General features: G+C 53.6%; 16 protein-coding genes. 5 read left to right on the top strand and 11 right to left on the bottom strand.

The window, feature by feature from the left end; translation table 11 throughout:
* The first annotated feature begins 161 nt into the window (after positions 1-161).
* Positions 162-830, top strand: coding sequence for a hypothetical protein (locus HQL52_08205; protein MBF0369421.1), 669 nt, complete (start codon positions 162-164; stop codon positions 828-830).
* A 224-nt stretch (positions 831-1,054) separates the two neighbouring features.
* On the opposite strand, the gene HQL52_08200 is transcribed toward HQL52_08205, so the two are convergent.
* From HQL52_08200 to HQL52_08180, 5 genes are all read right to left on the bottom strand, one after another.
* Positions 1,055-2,572 (bottom strand): hypothetical protein, encoded by a 1,518-nt coding sequence (locus tag HQL52_08200; protein ID MBF0369420.1) that lies wholly within the window; start codon positions 2,570-2,572, stop codon positions 1,055-1,057.
* Between the two features lie 63 nt (positions 2,573-2,635).
* Entirely contained in the window at positions 2,636-2,944 is a 309-nt protein-coding gene (locus HQL52_08195; protein MBF0369419.1) for a hypothetical protein, read from the bottom strand.
* 188 nt (positions 2,945-3,132) lie between these two features.
* The gene (locus HQL52_08190) at positions 3,133-3,321 is read right to left on the bottom strand and encodes a hypothetical protein (protein MBF0369418.1); all 189 of its coding nucleotides are present in this window, start codon (positions 3,319-3,321) and stop codon (positions 3,133-3,135) included.
* A gap of 642 nt (positions 3,322-3,963) precedes the next feature.
* Entirely contained in the window at positions 3,964-4,599 is a 636-nt protein-coding gene (locus HQL52_08185) for a response regulator transcription factor (GenBank protein MBF0369417.1), read from the bottom strand.
* On the bottom strand, positions 4,596-5,954 hold the full coding sequence (locus HQL52_08180) for a sensor histidine kinase (GenBank protein MBF0369416.1): 1,359 nt from the start codon (positions 5,952-5,954) through the stop codon (positions 4,596-4,598). The genes HQL52_08185 and HQL52_08180 overlap by 4 nt, the downstream gene beginning before the upstream one ends.
* Positions 5,955-6,315: 361 nt before the next feature.
* Between HQL52_08180 and HQL52_08175 the strand changes: the two genes are divergently transcribed.
* Positions 6,316-7,578, top strand: coding sequence for an outer membrane protein transport protein (locus HQL52_08175; GenBank protein MBF0369415.1), 1,263 nt, complete (start codon positions 6,316-6,318; stop codon positions 7,576-7,578).
* An 82-nt stretch (positions 7,579-7,660) separates the two neighbouring features.
* Here HQL52_08175 and HQL52_08170 read toward each other — a convergent pair whose 3' ends face one another.
* Positions 7,661-7,903, bottom strand: coding sequence for a hypothetical protein (locus HQL52_08170; protein ID MBF0369414.1), 243 nt, complete (start codon positions 7,901-7,903; stop codon positions 7,661-7,663).
* A gap of 348 nt (positions 7,904-8,251) precedes the next feature.
* Positions 8,252-8,755: a hypothetical protein gene (locus HQL52_08165; protein ID MBF0369413.1), complete on the bottom strand. Its 504-nt coding sequence runs from the start codon at positions 8,753-8,755 to the stop codon at positions 8,252-8,254.
* Positions 8,756-8,960: 205 nt separating this feature from the next.
* Here HQL52_08165 and HQL52_08160 point away from each other — a divergent pair, with 205 nt between their 5' ends.
* On the top strand, positions 8,961-9,185 hold the full coding sequence (locus tag HQL52_08160; GenBank protein ID MBF0369412.1) for a type II toxin-antitoxin system prevent-host-death family antitoxin: 225 nt from the start codon (positions 8,961-8,963) through the stop codon (positions 9,183-9,185).
* A 33-nt stretch (positions 9,186-9,218) separates the two neighbouring features.
* On the opposite strand, the gene HQL52_08155 is transcribed toward HQL52_08160, so the two are convergent.
* Positions 9,219-10,268, bottom strand: a complete 1,050-nt coding sequence (locus HQL52_08155) for an agmatine deiminase family protein (GenBank protein MBF0369411.1) — start codon at positions 10,266-10,268, stop codon at positions 9,219-9,221.
* Positions 10,269-10,702: 434 nt separating this feature from the next.
* On the opposite strand from HQL52_08155, the gene HQL52_08150 reads away from it, so the two are divergent.
* Positions 10,703-11,686, top strand: coding sequence for an Rpn family recombination-promoting nuclease/putative transposase (locus HQL52_08150; GenBank protein ID MBF0369410.1), 984 nt, complete (start codon positions 10,703-10,705; stop codon positions 11,684-11,686).
* Between the two features lie 61 nt (positions 11,687-11,747).
* Positions 11,748-11,978 (top strand): DUF4351 domain-containing protein, encoded by a 231-nt coding sequence (locus HQL52_08145; GenBank protein MBF0369409.1) that lies wholly within the window; start codon positions 11,748-11,750, stop codon positions 11,976-11,978.
* Between the two features lie 72 nt (positions 11,979-12,050).
* On the opposite strand, the gene HQL52_08140 is transcribed toward HQL52_08145, so the two are convergent.
* From HQL52_08140 to HQL52_08130, 3 genes are all read right to left on the bottom strand, one after another.
* Positions 12,051-13,844 (bottom strand): SUMF1/EgtB/PvdO family nonheme iron enzyme, encoded by a 1,794-nt coding sequence (locus tag HQL52_08140; GenBank protein MBF0369408.1) that lies wholly within the window; start codon positions 13,842-13,844, stop codon positions 12,051-12,053.
* A gap of 206 nt (positions 13,845-14,050) precedes the next feature.
* Entirely contained in the window at positions 14,051-15,550 is a 1,500-nt protein-coding gene (locus HQL52_08135; GenBank protein ID MBF0369407.1) for an NADH-quinone oxidoreductase subunit M, read from the bottom strand.
* Between the two features lie 107 nt (positions 15,551-15,657).
* Positions 15,658-17,172 (bottom strand): NADH-quinone oxidoreductase subunit M, encoded by a 1,515-nt coding sequence (locus tag HQL52_08130; GenBank protein MBF0369406.1) that lies wholly within the window; start codon positions 17,170-17,172, stop codon positions 15,658-15,660.
* Positions 17,173-17,179: the final 7 nt, after the last annotated feature.

Here is a 17,179-nt window from a genome sequence, read left to right as displayed (position 1 = left end):
TCAGCTCACAGCGCCATCGGGAAGCGATCCATAGGGGATATCCCAACGTGTGCCTGTTGAACTCATGACCGTTTTCCCGATACGATCAAACCTGCTATCCTCTTCAGCCATTATTTCAAACAATCCATCACGGCAGTCGCCGTTCAGATGTAAGGATGGTCATGGTACGTTATTTATGGATCAGCCTACTCGCAGCTCTCCTGTTAACGGGCCCCACCCCCCAAGCCCAAGCCGAGCCATCCATCTCCCCGTTCATCAAAGAGCTGGAAAAACTCGAAGGCGACCCAGATAAACAGGCACTCTTCAAACGCATCTCTTCTCCCAAATCCCAGGATGAATATACCCAAACGCTGGATTGGCTGAAAAAACGGGTTTTCGAGGGAGCCGAATCCCGCTACGCCCTGATCTATTCCCACTTGCTGTTTCAGCATCCAAAATTACAGGATACCGCTGGCTTCATGTGGATCTATGGCCGTCTTTTGATGCGTACCGATGGCGCGCGATGTCAGAATAAAACAGCCGCCGCCAGCCACATCAAAAATACCGAACCGCAATTTGAAAAAATCAACAAATTTTTCATCAACCTGCCCCTGGAAACCAAAACCGCCGTGATGAAGGCGGCTCTAAACATGGAACACATGTTTAAAAAGAGGCCTGCCAATGCCTGGATCTGCTCAGGAGGAAAAAAGAGTCTTCAGGGTAAGGATAAAACCACCCAGGCAAAATTAATCGATTTCGACACCTGGCAAAAAAGACGGGACAAAATCCGCCAATCCATTCGCAAAGCCTATCTGGATGGGGACCAGCCTGAAGCCAACCCCTATAAGTAGAGATCCCTACCCACCCTCTGGGACCTCTTTCGCCAAAACAGACAGCCCTTTAACCTAAATCCGGCAGTTGGGCGTACGTACATGCCCCAGCCTCTTGATCCACCAAGCAAATCGGGAGAAAGTCTTGTGACCAATAAGGTGACGGCGATTTCTCCCAATTCACTATGCGAACCAATATTCTGCACCAGCCACACACGCCCAACTGCCGGATTTAGGTTTAAGAGTCATACCCCACGGGATAGGAATGGCGTCACCATCTCCCCCAAATTCCTGGATCGGTTGCTTCGTGACAAAGCCCCCTCCTCCTCCCCTTCCCACTCCACGGCAATCACCGGGTTGGCTGACTCCACGACAATATTGGCGTGACGCATCTTTGGGGCGTGGAGGATGGTGATTTGGGAGAGATAAATCCCTTCAGCAAGAAGCCTCTGAACAATCCCCTTGAAGCTTTCGGTATGCACCGCTACCAAGACCACTTTGAGATCCCTGATTTTTGACTTGGGAATTTCAAATTGGGTGATGCGATGTAAAATCAGCCCCAAAAGATCGTTGGTATTTCCCGGCTGCGCCACCCCCCGCCACCAAAGCCCCATCTCCGTCACCAGTAATTTCCAAGGGGAATGGTAGGCCGTATCCAGGGGGTAGATATGCCCCAGATAACTGAACTGATCGGGATAGGTGATCACCACCCCGGTGCAGGTAGCCACCCCTCGGGTCAAAAGATGCCTGCCAGGCTTGCCCCGGGCAAATTCATTGACATCCACCCGAACAGGCGACTTTCCCACCGATAATCGCCCATCGGCCAAAGGCTCTCCAGGGTCCGGTTTTTCCAGAATTTTACTCAGGTAAAAATCGGGGTTCTGTAAAAACTGCTCGGCGAGGATTTCATCTTCATCCATCTCAACGATCAAAACCCACGAAACCCCCTCGAACACCACCTTTTCAAACACGCTCAACACCCGAACCCGGCGATAATCTTCAATCACCATCTGGCCGCTGTTTTGTTGGGGGGCCACCTCGGTCACCCGGGTTTCAATGCGTTGCTGCAAGCTGGTTTCATGGGGATAAAAACGGGATTGGGTGAGCATCCAGTTTTGGTCGTTGGCCAGATAGCTCTCTCCCGTTTGGCCAAGCTCCCCATAGTCGGTCATGATCCGATTGATGGGGTGAATATCCAGCTGCAAGGCCATCCAGCCAACCACCTGGTTTTGGTGGAGGACGGGGTTGAGAAAAAAAGCAGCTGCTTCGGCAGAAGGCCCATAATAATCATAATCCACAAACCGGGGTTGTGGGGATTTCCGAAGGGCTCGGGCCAGATGGGTCGCTGAGAGAGGCCCATGAAACAGATTGGAGCGAAAGTCCGACTCCATGCGGATGGAATGAAAAACAAAGCCATCCTTGCGGATAAACAAAAGATCGTAAAACACTCCATACTCTGCCACAAAGTGCTGATCCAGAGCAGTGATGGCAGCCAACGCCTTGGAACGTTGGGAATGATTGGCAGGCGTTTGATCCCTCAACCGGAAAAATTCATCCATCAGGGTGGGATCCCGAGGGGCCTGATCCGCCTTCTTTCTCAACCGCACCAGCTCAAAAAGAATGGCGGCTTTTTTGTCCGAGCGAATTTTTTCCAATCGCTCGAAAGTGATTTGATGGATATCCACTTCCGTGGTACTGACACACCCTGAAAGAAGCCATCCGAAAAAAAGCAGGCCCGCAGCCAAAATAGAAATAAAACGCACTGTTTCCACCACTCCAATTGATTGGGCAAACGAATCAATAATGATGTCATTTAATTGGGATACTTACTCAATTTTGGCTTTACTGGCGGCAGTGAGCACTGTATTGGCCTCCACCAAGATCTCCACCGCTTCCTGACGAATGGCACTCTCCACAGCCGACTCTGAAATACGCTGGCACAAAAAAGCCATTCTTTCGATCACCTCCAGCATGCCAGGCGCGGCATAGTAGAGACGTGCCGTCTCACTTTGACCGGTATAGCCCAAATGCTGACCATTGAGATCCTCAATGATATAGAGTTCCGCCTTACCCTCATATTTAACGATTTTTGAGGGTAAGGCGGTGGATGCCATAAAGGTATTGTTTACGGTCATGTTTCTTCTCCCAAACGGCCCATCATGGGTGCACCCCCTCCACTCCTGCCTGGTTGGCCTCTTTTCCAAGCCCGACCCTGTTTCATGTGAACAACTCCAACATCCAGACATGCTACACCTGACATGAACGCATCCATCATGACGCCAGCGAGGCCCTCTTCACGCCCCACCTTTATTCTCTCCAAAGATCAATCCTCCCCACCCGCCTGATTGAGCAGGAAAGAGAGCGTGACGGCGATCAAGCCCAGAGCAATCATCCCCAGGCTTGAATTGGCCAGGAACATCGCCTCCTCATATTGGGGAACATGCATCAGCAAAAACCCTCCAGCCCCAGCGATTCCCATCCCCATGATCCGGGTCAATTTCCACTTGGTCATCAAGGCGCTCCCTTTATCCCAAATCCGGCCGTTGGCGATTAAAAACCACCCCAGGCAGGAAGTTGACAGCTCCCTTTTCACTTTCCATCCTGGGCTGCAAAATCGATCTCCAGGAGTAAGCCCCAGGTGACCCCAACCAACAGGGACTCGTCAAAGTCAGCGGAAGAAGCCTGGAAATCCATCGGTTCTAAGCTATGCCGCTGAGACATTCCGAGGCTGTCAGATAGGGTAAATCCTTGTGGGGCCAGAGGTTGCGTGATTTGATCGCCGATGGCTTCCAGGTGTTATCACTTTGCATTTTGGCCTCTCTTGACTCCGATTATGGATTTGATTGAAACGTCAATATTTTCAAGAGGATGCCTTGGAGCTTGACGTGTCCCTGCCCCAACCAAACTCAGGTGGGGTGTCGGGACAATATCCAGAGTAGCTTTAGGAAAGGAAGATAAACATCAGAGGGGAGGAAGTTATGCAGGCTCAAAAATGGCCATTTCAACCATGCCGTTTTTTTACCTGGGCATTGCCGATTGTACTAGGCGGAAAGAGAAAGCCGGTCAGGAAGAGAAGCCAGAAACAGACCGTTAGCTCAAGGAATCAGCGGATATTGTCTCGGCAAAGGGTGAGAAAAAAAGAGGTGAAAGCAGCTCACGTCACCAGCTTGTGCTTGATGGCGTAAGCGATCATTTCAGAGTTGTTCCTGAGGTTTAGTTTTTGCAGCACTTTGGACTTGTGGGTGCTGACAGTACGAATGGAGAGGGCCAGCTTTTCAGCAACACCGCTCACGGTCTCTCCTGAAGCCATCATCCGCATGACGGTAAATTCCCGCTCGGAGAGTTGCTCGTGCAGGGGGGTGTCGGGATCCCTTCCCCACTCCAAGAGAAGCTGATTGGCCAGGTTGGGGGTGATATGTTTTTTACCGGACAGTACCGTGCGAATGGCGGCCACCAGCTCTTCAGGGTCGCTATCCTTGGAGACAAACCCATCTGCACCTGATTTTAAACAGCGCAAAGCCATCGCCTCTTCATCGTGCATGGTGAAGATGATCACCGGCAGCTTGGGCTTTGATTGACGAATCCGCTTCAACACCTCCAGGCCATCCCGACCCGGCAAGGTGATATCCAACAGCACCAAATCCCACTCTCCACTGAGGATCAATTTTTGCGCTTGTTTGCCATCGGCGGCTTCCCCGGCCACCACAAAATCCCCTTGGGTGTGGAGGTAGGTTTTCAACCCCTCCCGCACGGTAAAATGATCGTCGGCAATGAAAATTTTGATGGTCATTCTTCGATCCTGTCTTCCGCCATTCTCGGCAAGCGGGCAATCACCGAAGCTCCCCCATTCAAGGGAGTTACCAGATTGATTTTTCCCCCCACCTGCCTGGCCCGCTCCATCATGCTCTGTACCCCCATATGGCCGTTTCGGATCATCGGTTCCATGGGAAACCCCTTGCCGTCATCGGTGATTTCAAGAATAACATCGTGCTCATCCATGGTGAGGGAGATTTTGACCAAACCCGCATCGGCATGTTTGACCACGTTGGTGAGGGCCTCCTGACCAATCCTAAAAACGATGGTCTCCCGCTCTTCTCCCAGGCGCAAATTTTGGGAAGCTGGATCGATTTCATAGTGGATCCCGCTTGAGTCTGCAATCTGTTGGGCCTGCCACTCCAGGGCGGCCAGCACCCCCAGTTGATCCAAAATTTTTGGCCGCAGGGAGGCCATGATGCGACGGATGGCCACCATCACCTGTTTGGTCAGAGAAGAAGCCTTTTCCATATGGTTTCGAGAGGCTTCAGCACCCTGGCCGAGACTCTCCCGGCCTGCCGCCAGGGTCATACGGATTTGGGTCAACAGGCTGCCAAGCTCGTCGTGGAGTTCACTGGCGATGCGTTTTTGTTCCGCTTCCCGCACGGTTTGCAGATGCACCGTGAGGCTGCGCAGGCGCTGTTCACTCCCCTTGATCTGACGGATGATGGGGTTGCTGACAGCATAGAATAGAGCCGTTCCGGCCAAGATCACCACCAGGGCGATCCCCAATGCCAGGGAAATGGCTCGAATGAAGGGCTCACGGATTTCGGAAAGATCGATTTTGACAACAATACCGATTTCCAAAATCGACACCGGTTGATAGGCCGCCAGGACCATTTCTCCCCGATAATCCAGACCGATCATCGAGCCCGCTTCGCCATTGAGCGCCCGTTGCATGGGCATGGCCAGTTTGTCTCCCACCGGCAACGATTCAGGCACCCTCGCCCCTTGGTGGCGGCTTTCTGATATAAACACGATCCGCTCCCCCTCCCGATGGGCAACGGTTAACTCTCCGGTCCGGCCAAATCCTTTAAACAGCTTTTGGGCCTCGATAATCTGGGCAAAAGTGGCAGATTTGGCCCCTTCAGGATAATTCTGGTTGTAGGTCTGGTCGAATTTGGCCACCGCCTCCATCAGATGCCTCTGGCCATGAACGGTATCTTCCAGGCGGCTCTGCTGCTCATCAAAGGCGGCATCATAGAGAATACCGATGGTGGAGGAGCCCACGATCAGGGAGACCACCGTCATGATCAGCCCGAGAAGAATCAGGCGCTTGATTTCGTCGCTTTTGGTGGGAAATGTGTTTGGAATGCCGATCATCGATTTCACGGGGGATGGCCTTCCACGGAAAACAGCTCAAAAAGAATCGGGAGATAAATTTTTTGAAATCATTTGAAATTCAATCATTTTTTCAACTGGAACGGCCTATGGAATCAGGCAAAAAGGGGCAATAAGATAAAAAAATAACATCGGACTCCAACAAAACCAAGCAAGCGCGTATAGTGTGGACGGTGGATTCTTCCAGGCAATCCTAAAGTTTCCCCCTGTTTCTGACGATACCGATACATTGACCAACGCTACAAAGTGGTGGGTTGAACACGCTATAGACTCAGGTATCCGTCAGGAATCAACCGTTTTTAGAAAATGGTGACAAACGGTCGTTCGATTGCAAAAAAATGAGAGGATTATCATGTTAAAACAACGCACTGCGATGTTACTGGCCCTGCCACTTCTGCTGCCCTTGTCGGCCCACGCCAGCAACGGCTATTTTTCCCATGGATTCGGCACCGCCAACAAGGGGCTTGCCGGAGCGGGCGTGGCCTTTCCCTCGGATGCCATGGGCACCGCCATCAATCCAGCCCTGATGGCCCATGTGGGCAGTCGTCTGGATCTGGGTTTGGCTGTGATGAGCCCGGACCGGGGTTTTACGGCCAACACACCCAGCTCCACCGCCGCTCCTTTCATTCCGCCGGGCACCTACGAAAGCGATAACGACTATTTTTTCATTCCCCACATCGGCTACAACCGCATGCTGGATGCCAAATCCTCTCTCGGCCTCAGCATAGGTGGCAACGGCGGCATGAACACCGAATATGATTCCGCCGTCTTTGCCAACTTTTCCACCGGAACGACCTCCTCCCCCACCGGGATCGATCTGGCCCAAATGTTTGTCGGCCTCAACTATGCCCGCGAGATTTTCCCCGGCCAAACCCTGGGAATTGCGCCCATCGGTGCCATGCAATGGCTCAAGGTGGAAGGTCTGGAGCCGTTTGAGGCCCTCTCCATCCATCCGGATAATGTCACCAACAAGGATTATGACTATTCCTTCGGTGGTGGTGTGCGGGTTGGCTGGTTGGGGGAGTTTACCGACTGGTTTTCGGTGGGTGCTTCCTATCAGAGCCGCCTGTGGATGAGCAAGTTTGATAAATATGAAGGACTTCTCGCCGAAGAGGGTGGGTTCGACATTCCGCCGATCATTCAAGCGGGCATCGCCATCAAGCCCCTGGATAATCTGACCATTCTTTTTGATGTTCAGGAGATTCTGTTCGGCGAAGTGGATTCCCTCTCCAACAGCAACAACATGGTTCTCACCGCCGGCGCTCTGGGTGGCGATGATGGCTTGGGCTTTGGTTGGGTGGATATGACGGTTTATAAGATTGGGGTGGACTGGAAGGTGAATGAAGATTGGGAGCTGCGCTTGGGCTTCAGCACCGCTGACGATGTACTTCCTTCCGGCCAGGCCCTCTTCAACATTCTAGCCCCGGCTACGGTCACCGAGCACCTCACCTTCGGCTTTACGGCTCGTTTGAGCGACGACAGCCAGCTCAACTTTGCCTACATGCACGCCTTCGAAGAGGAGATCCACGGCACCAACCCCAACACCCCCTTCCAGACCGGCTATCTGGAGATGAACCAAAACGAGATCGAGATCAGCTGGTCCAAGCGGTTTTAATCAGAGAAGAAGGAACGGGATCCAGGAGAAGGAATATTGAGGGTGTGATGTTTTTGGGAGCTTCAACGGCTTGGCGGAATGGTTACAAAACAGGCCGAACATCCTCCCCCAATATTTCTTCCAGATCCTCGGGAGTCATGCCATTGCGCTCAGCTTCTTCAGCCAATTGATCCATCACTTTCCGGATCATTTGCACCTGGACCTGCCGATCTTCTTCACTCTGAAGAGTCACCGAAAACCTGTCGTCCGACTGGGTACCAAGCTGCTTGGCCCATTCGGACGGCAGTTCAGCACTGGCGACAGCTTCAAAGGTATGGGAGGTCATTCCCAAATCTCCCATTTTTGCCAGGAAATAACGCAACTTCTTGTCATTCCACACTATTATTGTCATTTATTTCAACTCGCGTAGGATACAGTGAGCTTGCGAACCGCATCGTTCGAGACTGTATCTGGACACTGCTGGCCAAATGGTGCGGACTACAAAACCCAATGGGCTTTGATCAAGGCGGGGGGGCGTGCGGTCTCCTGGCAAAAAGCGTCCAAGAACCAAAAAGCATCTATCCGGCAGAGTGGTTATGCAAGCTGAATATAGGAACAAACAGTGCGGAACGATGCGATTGATGCGGTTCGCAAGCTCACCGCATCCTACGTGGACTAATCCCATTTCCTAAACTTACACCACACTATCTCTCACAGGATAACTTTCCATAGAGCCTCTTTTTCTATCAAGAAAGTCATTGGATAGTTTTTCAAGCTGAATATATGCACTACTATTAGCGGTAACTCTTTGATGGTCAATAAACACTTTAAACCTGTAATAAATACTGCTAATTGATGTGGCTGACATAATATATAAAATATCCTTATCATAAACCCCGCAATTTACTCCAGCTGCAATATGCTCTAAAGAACCAAGCAAGTTGACAATCTCTGCCTTTCTTTTATTATCTGCCTCTAATTCAGCAATTTTGTCCTTAGTCAAAGGATCTGTTCCATAGCATGACTCCAGCTCTAATCTTGACTCTCTCCATACCTTACCCAAATATTCTATTGTGCTTTGCTTTCTTTTTCGTTCATGATTAGCCTTCACTGCCTGGACTGCAACAAATATCTGCACGACAATCAACACCAATAACATGACTTGTGTTAGGGAGATAAATATCTCGTAGGTACTCATGTTCAGCCTTTTTTTCTGGAAACTCCGGGGACAGCCTACTATTCAGACATTCCTGCGACACCTATCCTCTTCTTTTATATCCACGTAGACCATGGTATATCAAGGTTGACTGACCACCTCTAACCATCTATTCATGTTTTTTTTGACATCTGAATCTCTGAGCCACAAAATATTTCTATCATGCCCAAACTACTATACCCCCTCCATGCAGCGAAAAGCCGCCTGCAAAGGCATCCCGCAGACCATCACCAATCAGGGTGTACCGGTTGTGGTCGTCATATCTGTAGAGGAATACCAGCGGCTTCAGACCGTGCGCCCTTCCAAGTTCAATGACCACCTCCTCACCATGCCCAGAGATGATGGGAGTTTTGAACCTTCCGACATCAGCTTACGGAATCGAGAAGCTGTGACATTGGGGAATTCTGGATAAAACCACTCGAAAAATCCACCACCATTCAGCAACTTACCTACCAACATCACCTTTCCTGAAATAATCCAGCAGCCTTGAAGCATTCCCTCCCCGCAACTGCCACGACATACAGCGCACTCCGCCGCCCATGAAACACACTTGCTCGGTGGGGATGGGGATGATTTGTTTGTTGGTGAGGGCTTTGATTTGTTTGATGGCGATCTGGTCTTGGGGGATGCCGAACTGCGGAAGATAGATGTAATTCGGGGTGGTCAGGGCGTTGGTGTAGAGGCCGCAGGCGGAGCCAAATCGTTCATCGTAGACCTGGCTGCCGTCGTAGGGGGTGGTGATGGGGTGGATTTGGACGCCGGGCAGGCCGCGTTTGAGATCCGCTTCCAGCTCTCTGGCATAATCTGGATCATCGGGGTAGCTGTTAACCATCAAAATATTCTCCCCCACAAAGTTCACCACCCCATCCGCATGTTCCAAGCCCCCCTGCTCGTCCGCTTCGATGAAGGCGATGTGATTCACCCCCGGGAGCTTTCGAAGCCGCTTACGTGCAGCCGCTTCTGTGAGAGCGTTATCCCGCAAAAATTTTCGACTCACCACCACCTGGCCAAAACCATCCGTCACCCAGTTGCCGCCATCATTCAATAAATCGCTCTCCTGAAAATCAAGCCGGGCTTTTTGGGTCAGAGCAAACAAAACATCCTGCACTTGATCTGCCTCCCGCTGCCCCACTCGCCCCCCGCCCTGCCCCGCTGCGGTATAGCGAAACATCACCGGATGGGTGGGGTTGGCATCACTGAAATCCCGCATCCAGATGTCCGGCATGGGGGCGATGGCGACCCGCTCAGCCCCTAAAACCCGGGCATACTTTTCATAGCTCGCCCCATCGGTCAGCACCAACACCGAATCCCCCGCCCCGATCCCATTGGCGAAGGCGACATGAAAATCAAAAATCCCCTCCCGCACCTCTGCATAGTAGGGGTCGTCACTGAGGGGCGCAGCCAGGACGATCAATTCCGCTTGTGCCGTCGTTGCCATCAGCCAGACCCCCGCCAATAAAAACCACGCCACCCTCTTTTTAATCCACTGGGTCATCCCCATCATCCCCTCCCGCTCCGTTTACGCTTGTTCAGTTGAGCCAGCGATCACTGGTGACATCAGTGAAAGCTTGCGCCTCACCCAGGCCCATTGAAATGATCCCGACAAAAATCCAAGCCACTCTTTTGGATAGCCCCCTCATTCCAAACCTCCCTCCTGATGATCGCTCCACCCACTCCCCAGCAGCTTTCGTTGGATAGGTTATCATGTTTTTTGATGACCAGCTGAGATATCCCCACTCCACACCCGGAAGATCATCTCCCAATAACCTCCAGAGACAAGACATCCATTGGAAATGACTTGTTTTTTTTTATAACAAACCCTGGAACAAGCCTACCGAAAAAGCCATTCTGGACATTCCCTGGCAAGAGCCAGCCAAGCTGGGGCATGGCATCCATCTTTCCCGCTGACAATCATCCGGCACCATTTTTATGAACAACCACGATAGCGGTTATAAACAGATTTTCAGCCACCCGGAGATGATTCGGGATCTCTTCCAAGGATTTGTGAAGGAAGATTGGGTCGCTCAAGCCAATTTTTCCACCCTGGAAAAGGTCAGCGGCAGTTATGTCACCGATGATCTGCGAAATCGCCACGACGATATCATCTGGCGGGTCCGGTGGGGGGAGGCGTGGATCTATCTTTATATTCTGATGGAATTTCAATCCTCGGCAGACCCCTTCATGGGGGTGCGGATGACCGCATATGTGGCGCTTCTCTATCAGGATTTAATCAAAAGCGGTCAAATCAAAAACACCCAACTCCCCCCGGTGCTGCCGGTGGTGCTCTATAACGGCAAGCCAGCCTGGAAGGCCAAGCAGGATATCGGTGAACTGATTCATTCCCCACCCAAAGGACTTGCTCCCTTCCAACCTAAAATGCGCTACCTCCTGATTGATGAAATCCGCTATAGTGAGGGAGAGCTGATCGGTGCAAAAAATCTGGCGGCAGCACTCTTTCGGCTGGAAAAAAGTCGTGGCATAGAAGATATCCGGGCAGTCCTGGCACTGTTGATCGACTGGCTGCAATCCCCGGAACAGACCAGCCTCAGGCGGGCATTCACCGTCTGGCTCGCCCGAGTGCTGCTCCCCCGACGACTCCCCGGCCAGACACTGCCGGAAATGTCAGATCTGCAGGAGGTAAACAACATGTTGGCAGAATCCGTTCAGGAATGGACCAAACAGTGGCGTGAAGAAGGGCGGCAGGAAGGGCGGCAAGAAGGGCGGCAAGAAGGTGTTCAGGAAGGACGGCAGGAAGAAGGGATCTCTCTCGTCACACGCCTTCTGAAACGCAAATTCGGAACACCTCTGCCTTCCTGGGTGGATTCAAAGCTGGAAGAAGCAAGTCTGGAGAGAATCGCACTCTATACGGACCGCCTGCTGGATGCCCGTTCCCTGAAAGAGGTTTTCAAATAATCCGTTTCCTGGTCAGGATAGACATTCCCGGCCATGTCGATTCAGATTGGAGCCAAACAACATGTTGGCGGAATCCGTTCAGGAGTGGACCAAACAGTGGCGTGAAGAAGGGCGGCAGGAAGGGCGGCAGGAAGGAGGGGTTAATATTGTGTCCCTTCAGTTAGAACAAAAATTTGGCCCCACTCTTCCCTTTTGGGTCAGTCAAAAGCTGAAAAGTGCAAGCCTGAATGAGATCAAAATCTACGCCAGACGCCTGCTGGATGCCCGTTCCCTGGAAGAAATTTTCGAATAATCCGAAAAAACATTCTACCCACACTGATCAGATCACTCTCCCTCCCCCATCCCAACCAACTTGCCGATCACCTCACGGGCAGGTAAAGCTGGCCCAGGAGCAATAGTCATCCGGCACATCCGGGGTGAAGGCTTCCTGAACGACGGGCTCTCCGCTTCTATTGGCCGAAGCCTCCTCTGGGGTGGCCGCCATGCGAAAACCCTCCTCAGAAAATTTGGCCTGCATTCCAGCGGGATCCAACTCTCTCACCAGACGCAGCCCGACATCCTCATTGTCAAACCCCGCTTGAAAGCGGTAGCGGTGTGAGCAGCGGGAGAGGCGTTTATAGTTGGTGTAAGAACCACCCCGCACCCCCCGCCAAAGGGTCTGATCGGAGGCGATCAGGGGATTGCGGCCACCGTGAAAGTGATAGCTGTTGATCACAAAGGCATCCCACACCCACTCCCAGACGTTCCCCCCCATATCGTAGAGACCCAAACCGTTGGCCTGCTTTTCACCCACCGGAAATGGCCCATCCCGATAGTCCCGCCCCAACCAGCCAAATCGGTGGGGATATTCGGCCCCCTGCCCCTGCTCCTCGGCCAGCGTCCCCCCGGGAAATTTTTCAGCCTCTCCCCCACTGCGGCAGGCATACTCCCACTCCGCTTCGGTGGGCAGTCGAAAGCCACCGCTGCTGGCGCCATTCAACCGGTCGATAAAACGCTGGGCCTTGAACCAGGAGATCTGATTGACCGGGCGACGCTCTCCCAGCTGGCCGGTAGCGGGATTTTCTCCCATGAGCCGCTGCCACTCCCCCTGGGTGACTTCATAACGGCCCATATAAAAATCATCCACACAGACCGGATGGGGGTGTTCGTCCGGGTCACAATAGTTGGTCCAATCACCACACCCCATCACATAGCACCCCCCAGCCACACGGGTGAAGCTCATCCCGGTGATGGGCTCCTGCCAGGTGGCTGGATGGGGATTGGCTGGGGCATCGGGAAAAATCCCTGAGACGCGAATGGATTTTCCCGCAGGCAGCTCCACCGGAATCTCCAAGGGCTTGAGGGAAGGTTGTTCCAGTTTGAGGGTGTGCAAGCCGCTCTTGACCCGGGGAATGACCAGGGGGGTAATGCCCGGCTCCAGCCGACCGTTCAGCGTCACCTTTGCCCCCTCGGGGGTGGAATCCACCATGAGATCCCCCAAACCTGGTTTCAGCTGCAGGCGTACGCTTTTCATCACCCCATCCCCTATGGAGATTGAAAAAATCTCCTCAAAAAAACCCAGCTTTGAGGCTCGAATCCAATAGCTGCCAGCTTTGAGATCATTCAAAAAAAACGGCGTCTCTCCTACCGGCTTCCCATCCAGCCGAAGCTGGGCACCGCTGGGACGGCTGGCCAGCTGAACCACCCCGGCATCATCAGGGGTTTCAAGCCAGGTAAAGAGGGTTCGTGCCGTCAGATAAGGTTTTTTATTGGAAAAAAGGGTGAGCTGGAGATCCCCTCCCGTGCAGCGTCCCAAAAGCAGATGGCTTCCAGCTGACGGCGTGATCAATCGATCCAGCAGGGCTGAATCCCCAGCAGGGGTGTAGAGAGCATCCAGAAGGGCGGGAGCTGTTTGCAGCAGGGTTTTGTCGAAATAAAAAAGCCCCTCCCGAAAGGATTCCAGGAAAGGCTTGAAGCGATTGAATAAACTCTCTGGACAGTCGACAAATGCGGGTCTGACAGCGATTCGCTCACCACCCACCACCCGGAGCCCCTCGGCCAGCCTGGTCAATACCCGCACCTCCGGCTCTTGGAAGGCCCGGCTGTTGAGCAAAAAGAGCGGCAGAAGCACCACCACTGCCAAGCCAATCATGAGACTCTCTTTTGCCGGTCGCGCCACAGTGGCCTCCCATCAGGTTAAGATGTGGAAGAGACCTGCCGATCCCTGTCAAGCCCCCAATGACGCGATGTACCTCCCAACCTTCAATCCCCATCGCTTCTGACCAGGCCTCCTGAAAAAAACAGGCTCGCCCGGATCCGGGATCATTTCCGGGAGGCTCGCCAAAACCTGAAAAGCGCTGACGGCTTGAATCAAACCCCATTCCGTCAGGGGGTGACCGCTCCGATATGGGAGACCCAAAGGGCGGTGGATTCCCGGGTGAGATCCAATACCAGGCTTGGGAAGAGTCCGAAAAGCAAAATCACCCCCCCCAAGGTTACAGCTACAACCAGCTCCCTCGGGCGCAGGTCCACCGCTTGGGCCACCAGGCTTGACTTGACCGGCCCCAGAAAACTTTTCTGGAAAAAGCTGAGAAAATAGGCAGCCCCCAGGACCATGGCGGCAAGCGCTGCCAAGCCCGCACCGGTGTGACTGCCCAGGGCGCTCACCAAAATCAAAAATTCAGCCGGAAAACCACTGGTCCCGGGCACGCCCAGGCTGGCAATCCCCATCCAAAAAAAGAAGGCCACCAACAGCGGCATGGTCTTGACTCCACCCCCCAGGCTTAAAAGATCGGTAGAGCCGGTACGATGGCGCAAAAAGCCGGTGAGCAAAAACAGTCCCCCCGCCACCACGGTAAAGTTGAGCAGTTGAAAAAGCGCCCCCTGAACCCCAGCCTGATCCAGCGAGGCCAGCCCCAGCACCACCAATCCCACATGGCTCATGGAGCCGTAGGCCAGCATGCGCCGTATATTGGTCTGGGCGAGTGCCGCCAACGCCCCATACAAAAGCCCGATGATGCCCAGTCCCGCCAAGAGCCAGTGATACTCACGGGCGGCATCCGGAGCCAGGGGCAGAAGATAGCGCATCAGCCCGTAAGCACCGATTTTGAGCCCTACCATCAGGGTGGCCAGGGAAGTGTGTCCTTCCATGGTGAGGGTAGGCAGCCAGGTGTGCAGGGGAAAGAGTGGGGTTTTGGCAGCAAAACCCAACAGCAGCAAAAAAAACAGCGCGGTCTGAAGCTCTGAGGCAATGGGGTTGGCAAAAAGCGCCGGATAACTGAAGGTCAACCCTTGGGCCACACCACTGGCGGCCTCAGCCTGATGGATGGCCAGATAGACGAAAGCCACCAGCAGGGGCACCCCCCCCACCAGCATGAAAAGAATATATTTGGTGGCCGCATGGCGGCGATAGGGGCCGATTCCCCAGAGGCTGATGAGAAAATAGATGGGAATGAGGGTCAATTCCCAAAAGAGATAGAAAAGAATCACATCGATGGCGCAAAACACCCCGAGGGTCAGGCTCTCCAAAAACAGCAGCAGGGTGAAAAAGAGCCGGGGCATGTTCCTGACCCGGGTCCAGGAAGCCAAAATCACCCCCACGAAGAGCAGTGCTGCCAGGGGCAAAAAGAGGATCGAGATGCCATCCACCCCCAGGTGATAGTCCACATGCAGGGTGGGAATCCAGGAGGTGCGCTCGACAAATTGGAAGCCACTGATCGACCCATCGAACAGCACCAAAACCCGCAAAGCGATGGCCAGGTTCAAGATACCGGTAAAAAGGGCCACCATGCGGGCCTTGGCAGGATCCCGGACCAGCCAGATCAGGAGCGCTCCCAAGGGAGGAATCAACAGTAGCGCACTCAAAAGGGGCGGATTGTTCACCACGTTAGTCTCAACCTTTCCATTTTATCCCGATCCACACCAACCATCCCGATCCACCGATCACATCCACCAACCACACCTCTGCCCCGCCCTCACGCTTAAGGCAAGCGTCAAGCGTGGTGGCCATAGAGGGAACTCACCCCTTCCAGGGAGCGTTCGATCAACTCCAGCCAGGGCTCGGTATAAAATCCGGTATAGATCAATACACCGATGATCACCACCGCCAAAAATCGCTCCAAAAACAGTACCGGTGGCAGCTCCAGCTGACTCCCCTTGCGGTTTTGAGCAAGAAACGCACGCTGAAAAGCGAAGAGCAGGAAACCCGCCGCCATCACGTTACCCAGAGCTGTCGTCACCGTCACCACCGCACCAAAGCGATTGATAGCGGCTTCCAACGCCAGATGGACCGCATCAAAACCCGGAGTGCCCGGCATGCCGATGATGGAGAGCCCAGCCACCAAAAAGGCGGTGCCTACCAGGGGAAAATGATCAAACAACCCCCCCAGCTGGGGGAGCAACATGGTGCCGGTGCGGCTGTGGATGATGCCGCTCATAAAGAGCAGTCCCGCCGTGGCCAGACCAAAGTTGACCGACAGCAGCACCCCCCCTTCAAAGGCGGCATGGCCCAGACTGAACAGACCGATGATCAAAATCCCCGTATGGCTCACCACCGCGAAAGCCAGCAAGCGTCGGAGGTTATCCTGGCGCAGTGCCAAAATCGCCGCATAGAAGACCCCGGCCACCGCAAAGGCGACGATATACCCGTGCCACTGCCAAACCGCCTCGCTCAACAAGGGAAAGACAAACCGCAAAAGCCCGAAAACCCCCGTCTTAAGCCCCAGCAAAAAGGTCGGTGCCACCGCGACCATGCCGTGTTCAGCGACAGCTGGCAGCCAGCCATGAAAGGGAAAGAGGGGAATGCGAACGGCAAGACCATAGAAAAGCAGGAAAAAAATGACCGACTGATAGCCCGGCTGAATCGGTGTGGCCGCCAGATCAATCAGGTCAAAGCTCCAGCGACCGTGGCTCGCGGTATAGTGGTTCCATCCCAGGATCACCACTCCGGCGAAAAACAGCACCGCCCCCACCCCCATGAATTGCAGATAGCGACCAATCGCCCCACCACTGCCCGCAGAGGTGGCCCAAACCCAGAGCACATATCCCAACACCCCCATCTGCAGGGTGGATATCAGGGCAAACCACAAAAGATCCAGGGTGACAAACTGGCTGATGACGGCCGATTCCACCACAAAGACCAGCATCAGGAACAGCCAGTTGGGCTCCAACGGGCGCACCCGGCCATAGAGCACGATCAGCCAGGTAAGAAAGGCCGTCAGCATGGTAAAGAGTACCGACACCCCATCCACAGCGGCATGATATTGAAAGGCCCCGAGGATTTGCACCCGCTCGGCAAACTGCATCGCCCCACTCTGTTGATCAAAGTGGGCATAAAGCCAGAGGCTACCCAAAAAAAGGCCGAAGGAGCCCACCACACCCACCCCCATCACCCCGCCTTTATTCTGGCGGTAGGCCATCCAAGCCGCGAGGAGCAGGGGCAAAAACTGCAGCAGGGCCAGTATCGGGATTCCCCCTTGGGCCGACCAATGTATTTCAGAATAATGCATGGTCCGA

The organism is Magnetococcales bacterium (assembly GCA_015232395.1).
Taxonomy (GTDB): Bacteria; Pseudomonadota; Magnetococcia; order Magnetococcales; family JADFZT01; genus JADFZT01.
The sequence above is the reverse complement of the archived record's forward strand: the minus strand, read 5'-3'. Positions and strand labels throughout refer to the sequence as shown.